The 5,993-nt window shown below is 78.6% G+C and carries 6 protein-coding genes; 4 read left to right on the top strand and 2 right to left on the bottom strand.

The annotated features are described in order from the left end of the window. The first annotated feature begins 129 nt into the window (after nucleotides 1–129). Both GTR00_RS12345 and GTR00_RS12340 read left to right on the top strand, forming a co-directional pair. Complete coding sequence (locus GTR00_RS12345) at nucleotides 130–1,173, top strand: SIS domain-containing protein (protein WP_166611917.1); 1,044 nt, start codon at nucleotides 130–132, stop codon at nucleotides 1,171–1,173. After that, on the top strand, nucleotides 1,170–2,327 hold the full coding sequence (locus GTR00_RS12340) for an N-acetylglucosamine-6-phosphate deacetylase (protein WP_323132435.1): 1,158 nt from the start codon (nucleotides 1,170–1,172) through the stop codon (nucleotides 2,325–2,327). The genes GTR00_RS12345 and GTR00_RS12340 overlap by 4 nt, the downstream gene beginning before the upstream one ends. 31 nt (nucleotides 2,328–2,358) lie before the next feature. Here GTR00_RS12340 and GTR00_RS12335 read toward each other — a convergent pair whose 3' ends face one another. Next, entirely contained in the window at nucleotides 2,359–3,897 is a 1,539-nt protein-coding gene (locus GTR00_RS12335; RefSeq protein WP_166611916.1) for an APC family permease, read from the bottom strand. 211 nt (nucleotides 3,898–4,108) lie between these two features. On the opposite strand from GTR00_RS12335, the gene GTR00_RS25015 reads away from it, so the two are divergent. Further along, nucleotides 4,109–5,137, top strand: coding sequence for a universal stress protein (locus tag GTR00_RS25015; RefSeq protein WP_166611915.1), 1,029 nt, complete (start codon nucleotides 4,109–4,111; stop codon nucleotides 5,135–5,137). On the opposite strand, the gene GTR00_RS12325 is transcribed toward GTR00_RS25015, so the two are convergent. Further along, nucleotides 5,050–5,364 (bottom strand): hypothetical protein, encoded by a 315-nt coding sequence (locus GTR00_RS12325; protein ID WP_166611914.1) that lies wholly within the window; start codon nucleotides 5,362–5,364, stop codon nucleotides 5,050–5,052. The two genes, GTR00_RS25015 and GTR00_RS12325, sit on opposite strands and share 88 nt — an antisense overlap. Before the next feature lie 189 nt (nucleotides 5,365–5,553). On the opposite strand from GTR00_RS12325, the gene GTR00_RS12320 reads away from it, so the two are divergent. Further along, nucleotides 5,554–5,940 carry an STAS domain-containing protein gene (locus GTR00_RS12320; RefSeq protein ID WP_166611913.1) on the top strand — a complete coding sequence of 129 codons (387 nt, stop codon included), beginning with the start codon at nucleotides 5,554–5,556 and terminating at the stop codon, nucleotides 5,938–5,940. The last annotated feature ends 53 nt before the right edge of the window (nucleotides 5,941–5,993 follow it).

Raw genomic sequence — 5,993 nt, 5'->3', positions numbered from 1 at the left:
CGGCACGGGGACCCTCCCGGGGCGGTGGCGTGCGCGGGCGGGACCGGCTCCCGCGGGGCTCTGGCAGGAACTTTCACCGGCGTGTACGTTCGTGTCAACTTCCTTCACCGACGTCCCGTGGAGACCCGCGTGAGCACCCCGCCCCGAGGCCACCTGGTCCGCTCCGAGATCGCCGAGCAGCCCGAGGTCGCCGAGCGCGTCCTGTCCGCCGCCGGCGGCGAGCTGGCCGCCGTGGCCGCCCGCCTGCGCGGGGCCGCCCCCCGCACCGTGCTGCTCACCGCCCGCGGCACCAGCGACCACGCCGCCCTGTACGCCAAGTACCTCGTCGAGGTCGGCCTCGGCCTGCCCGCCGGGCTCACCTCCACCTCCACCCTCACCGTCTACGGCGCCCGCCCCGACCTGACCGGCGTGCTGTGGATCGCCGTCAGCCAGTCCGGCGGCTCGCCCGACCTCGTGGAGTCCACCGCCGCCGCCCGCCGCGCCGGCGCGCTGACCCTGGCCGTCACCAACGACCCCGCCTCGCCGCTGGCGGCGGCCGCCGAGCTGCACCTGGACGTGCACGCCGGCCCGGAGCTGGCCGTGGCCGCCACCAAGAGCTACACCGCCCAGCTGCTCACCCTGTGGCTGCTGGTCACCACCTGGCGCGGGGCCGCCACCGCGCCCGCGCACGCCCTGCCCGAGCTGCTGCGGCGCACCCTGGCCGCCGACGACGTGCCCGCCGTGGCCGCCCGCTACCGCTTCGTCGACCGCCTCGTCGTCACCGCCCGCGGCTACTCCTACCCCACCGCGCGCGAGGCCGCGCTGAAGCTCATGGAGACCTCCTACCTCTCCGCGCAGGCCTTCTCCGCCGCCGACCTCATGCACGGGCCGCTGGCCATGGTCGACGCCGACCGCCCCGTCATCGCGGTCGTGCCCGAGGGCCCCGGCGGGGAGGCGATGGCGCCCGTGCTGAACGCCCTGCGCGAGCGCGGCGCCGACGTGTGCGCCGTGGCGCCCGCGCACCTGGCCCGCGACGCCACCGTGCGCCTGGCCGTGCCCGCCGGGGTCCCCGAGGACCTCGCGCCGGTGGTGCAGATCGTGCCCCTGCAGCGCCTGGCGCTGGAGATGGCGGTGGCCCGCGGCCTGGACCCCGACGCCCCCCGCGGGCTGCGCAAGGTCACCGAGACCCGGTGAGCACCGGCACCACCGGCTCGGGCGCCGTCCTGGTCGCCGGCGGCGACGTGCGCACCGGCCGGCGCGCCCTGCCCCGCGGCTGGGTCCTGCTGCGCGGCGGCGAGGTCCTCGACCTCGGCGCCGGCGAGCCGCCCGCGGCCGCGGCCGCGCGCGCCGCGGAGGTCCTCGACGCGCGCGGCCACCTCGTCGTGCCCGGGTTCGTGGACCTGCACTGCCACGGCGGCGGCGGCGCGGAGTTCGGCGGCACCGGGGCGGCGGCCGCCGCCGCGGCCCGCGCCGCCGCCGCGCTGCACCGCGCCCACGGCACCACCACCCTGGTCGCCAGCCTCGTCAGCCGGCCCGTCGACGAGCTCGCGCGGACCCTCCACGCGCTCGCGGACCTCGTCGCCGACGGCGTCCTGGCCGGGGTGCACCTGGAGGGCCCCTGGCTCAGCCCGCACCACCGCGGCGCCCACGACGCCGCCCTGCTGCGCGCGCCCGAGCCCGCCGACGTGGACCTGCTGCTGCGCACCGGCCTGGTGCGCGTGGTCACCCTGGCCCCCGAGCTGCCCGGCGGCCTGGCCGCCGTCGAGCGCGTCGCCGGCCACGGCGCCGTGGCCGCCGTCGGGCACACCGGCGCCGACGAGGCCGTGGCCCGCGCCGCCGTCGACGCCGGCGCCCGCCTGGCCACCCACCTGTTCAACGCCATGCCGCCGGTGCACCACCGCCGCCCCGGCCCCGTGCTGGCGCTGCTGGAGGACGAGCGCGTCACCGTCGAGCTCATCGCCGACGGCGTGCACCTGCACCCGCTGACCCTGGCCCACGGCGCCCGCAGCGCCGGGCCGGGGCGCACCGCCCTGGTCACCGACGCCATGGCCGCCGCCGGCGCGCCCGACGGCGCCTACCGCCTCGGCGGGCTGGAGGCCGTCGTCGAGGGCGGCGTCGCCCGCCTGGCCGACGGCGGCGCCATCGCCGGCAGCACCCTCACCCTGGACCGCGCGCTGCGCTTCGCGGTCACCGCCGCCGGCCTGGCGCTCGAGGACGCCCTGGCCGCCGTCACGAGCACGCCCGCGCGGCTGCTGGGCCGCGCCGACCGCGGGCACCTGGAGGCGGGCGCCACCGGCGGCGCGGTCGTCCTGGACGCGCAGCTGCGCCCGGTGCGGGTCCTCACCTGACCCCCACCGGGCGCAGCCGGGGCGCTGCCCCTCACAGACCGCCGACGGGCGGCTCGCCGGTGTCCGGCACCAGCACGGGGGTGTCCTCGCGCAGCGTCTGCCCGCGGAAGAACGCCCGCAGCCGCACCGCGCACAGCAGCATCAGCGGGACCCCCAGCACCAGCATCCCCACGCCGATGACGAACACCCCGCCCAGCGTGCCGAAGCGCGTGTTGCCGTACTCCGGGTCGAGCATGTCCACCGCGCTCTGCCCGAACGCCCACAGCATCGCCAGACCGCCCACCAGCGGGAACACCCCGCGCATGAGCGCGTCGCGCACCGAGCGGGTCAGGGTGCGGCGGAAGAACCACACGCAGGAGAACGCGGTGATGCCGTAGTAGAACGCCACCGCCAGGCCCAGCGAGGCGATCGAGTCCTGCAGCGCGTTCTGGCTCACCACGGAGAGCACCACGTAGAAGCCCACCGCCGCCGCGCCCATGACGGCCGTGCCGAACGAGGGCGTGCGGTACTTCGGGTGCACCCGCGCGAACCGCTGCGGCAGGGCGCCGTAGACGGCCATCGACAGGGTCCCGCGCGCCGTCGGCAGGATCGTCGTCTGCGTGGAGGAGGCCGCCGAGACCGCCACCGTCAGCAGCAGCAGCGAGGACGCCACCGCCCCGCCCACCGGGTCGCCCAGGACGCTGAGCACGTCGTCGGCGTTGTCCTCGTTGCGCAGGCCGATGCCGGTGTCGCCGAAACCGGCGTACGCCTGCACCGCGACCGCGACGAGCACGTACGTCACCAGCAGGATCACCGTGGCCAGCAGCGCCGCCCGCCCCGGCGTGGAACCGGAGTCGCGCGTCTCCTCGGTGACCGCCAGGCAGGCGTCCCAGCCCCAGTAGATGAAGACGCAGAGGATCACCGCCTCCGCCACCGCCGAGGCGCTCACGCCCACCGGGGAGAACCACTCCCAGCGCGGCCGCACCGCCTGCGGGCCGGCGTTGCCGCTCAGCACCAGGTACAGCGCCGCCACCGCCAGCACGCCCAGCACCACGAACTGCACGATCACCAGGACGTTCTGCACCTGCTCGGAGATCTTGATGCCCCGGTAGCTCACCCACGTCATCGCGGCGATGAACGCCACCCCCAGCAGCACCCGCAGCACCGGGTGGTCCGCGGCGCCGCCGAGGCCGAGGAACCGCAGCGTGTACACCGCGGAGATCTCCGCGACGTTCGCCAGCACGATGACGGCCGAGACCGCCACGCCCCAGCCGCCCATCCAGCCCACCCACGGGCCGAACGCCTTCGTGCCCCACGTGAACGTCGTCCCGCAGTCCGGCGCCGCGCGGTTCAGCTCCCGGTAGGCGAACGCCACCAGCAGCATCGGCGCGAACGCCACCAGGAACATCGCCGGTGCCCTGTCGTGCACCGCCAGCACCACGTACCCCAGGGTGGCCGCCAGGCTGTACACCGGCGCCGTCGCGCCCAGCCCGATGACGGTGTTCCCCCACAACCCCAGGGCCGCCGGTCGCAGGCCCTTGCCGTTCTCCACGACCGTGACGGCGCCGTCCGCGCCCTGCCGCTCCGCCAATTCCGCTCCTCGCGCCCGGGCCAGATCCAGCCGGCAAGGGTATCGGCCGCGGGGGCGCCCGCGGCGCGCCGGAGCGCGTCGCGGCCCCCGTCCGGGTGGGGCGCCCACCCGCGCGCACCGGGCCCGCCCTGGTTGTGCGCGCGCCCCGCGAGGCGCACGATCGTCGGCAGGACGGGCGCGCGCCCGCCCCCGGCCGCGAGGAGGCGGTGTCGTGGACGACGTGGAGACCCCCGGCGTGCTCGAGCGGGGGGCGCCCCGCGGGCGCACCACCGTGGGCTGGTCCGGTTCCGGCGCCTCGCGGCGCGCGCTGCGCTGGGCGCTGCTGGAGGCCTCGGCCGTCGGCGGCGCCGTGCACGTCGTGGCGGTCGACCCCCCGCACGGCCGGCCGCCGGCCGCCGAGCGCACCCGCGGGGAGGGCCCGCCGCCGCCGCGGCTGACCGTCCTGCCCTCCGCCTCCCTGGCGGCGGCGCTGGCCGAGGAGCTGGCGCACCTGCCCGGCCGCTGCCCGCCGGTGACCACCTCCGTCGTCACCGGCGACGCCGCCACCGCGCTGCTCGTGGCCGCCGCCGGCAGCGGCTGGCTCGTGCTCGGCTGCGGCCGGCGCGTGGGCCCGGTCGGCCCCGGCGACGGGCACGTGCTGCGCCGGTGCCTGCCGCGCTCGCCGGTGCCCGTGGTGCTCGTGGGCCCGCAGGCGGTGCTCACCGCGCCGCGGCGCCTGCTCGTCGTCTCCGACGCCGCCTTCGCCGCCGCCTCCGACGCCGCCGTGGGCTTCACCGCCCGCCGCGCCGCGGCCACCCGCTGCGGCGTGCGGCTGCTCACCGCGTGGACGGACCCGCCGGCCGCCGCGGACCGGGCGCCCGGGCGCGGGCGCCGCTCGCCGGTGGCGCTGCAGCGGCACCGCACCACCCGCGAGCGCCTGGCCGCCGCCTCCCGCCGCCCCGTCGTGGCCGACCTCGTGCACGGGCGCCTCGGCGACGCCGTGGCGCGCAGCGCGAACGTCGGCGACCTCGTGGTGGCCGCCACCGCCGACGCCGCGACCCTGCCGATGCGCACGCTGCGGGCCCCCGCGGTGCTCGTGCCGCCCGCCTCGCGCACCGTGGTGCTGCCCGACGCGGTGGGCGCCGGCGGCGCGGTGGGCGTGCACCGGGAGCCTCAGCGCGGCCCGGCCGGGCTCAGCACGGCCGCCGGCACCCAGCCGTCCACCAGCACGGGCCTGCCCGCCCGGTCCAGCAGGACGTAGGCGACGCGGCCCAGCCAGCGCTCCCCGTCGCGCCGCCACGCCATGAGCACCCCCGGGCGCGTGCCGTCGCGGGGGGTGCGCACCCAGCAGTGCACGACGGCGGTGCGCTCGTCGGCCCCCGCGGCCGCCAGCGCGGCGGCGGCCTCCGCGAACGGCGAGACGCCCTCGCGCTCGCGCGCCAGCCGGTGGCGCTCCTCGTACGCGTGGCTCCACCGACCGCCCGACACCCGCCCAGGATGGCACGCGGCTCGAACGCGCGTTCGAGGAGCGGGTCGCGCCCGGTCGCGCCCGGTCGCGGCGGCTGCCGGGGATCGACGCGCGGCCCCGGCGCGGTCTACGGTGGGCGAGGTTGTAAACGTCAGCCTCCCGAGCTCCGGGGCTGGCGATGCCCCGGACCCGCACCGACGGGGGTGCCCGTGTCCGTCCTCCCCACCGCACCTGTCCTGGCGACCACCGGGACCCTGCACGACCACGACTGCGACTGCACCGCCGCGCCCCTCGAACTCGTCCTCGACGACGGCCCGGCCCCGCCCCGCGCCGTGCTGCGGGCCACCGGGGAGCTGGAGGCGGCCACCGCCGACCTGCTCCTGGACGTCGTCGAGCGCGCCGTGCAGGGCGGGCGCACCGACGTCGAGCTCGACCTGGGCGGCGTCGCCTTCTGCGACGTGCGCGGCATCGACGCCGTCCTGACCGCGCGCACCCGGGTGCGCGCGGCCGGCGGCGAGCTGCACCTGTGCCGGGTGCGCCCCTTCCTGCACCACGTCCTCGGCGTCATGCGCCTGGGGGAGGTCGTCACCGGCTGACCCGGCCGGGGCGGGTCACCGCGCCAGCGTGCCGCACGGGCGGCGGGAGCGCC

This window comes from Kineococcus indalonis, assembly GCF_009906395.1.
GTDB classification, from domain to species: domain Bacteria; phylum Actinomycetota; class Actinomycetes; order Actinomycetales; family Kineococcaceae; genus Kineococcus; species Kineococcus indalonis.
The sequence above is the reverse complement of the archived record's forward strand: the minus strand, read 5'-3'. Positions and strand labels throughout refer to the sequence as shown.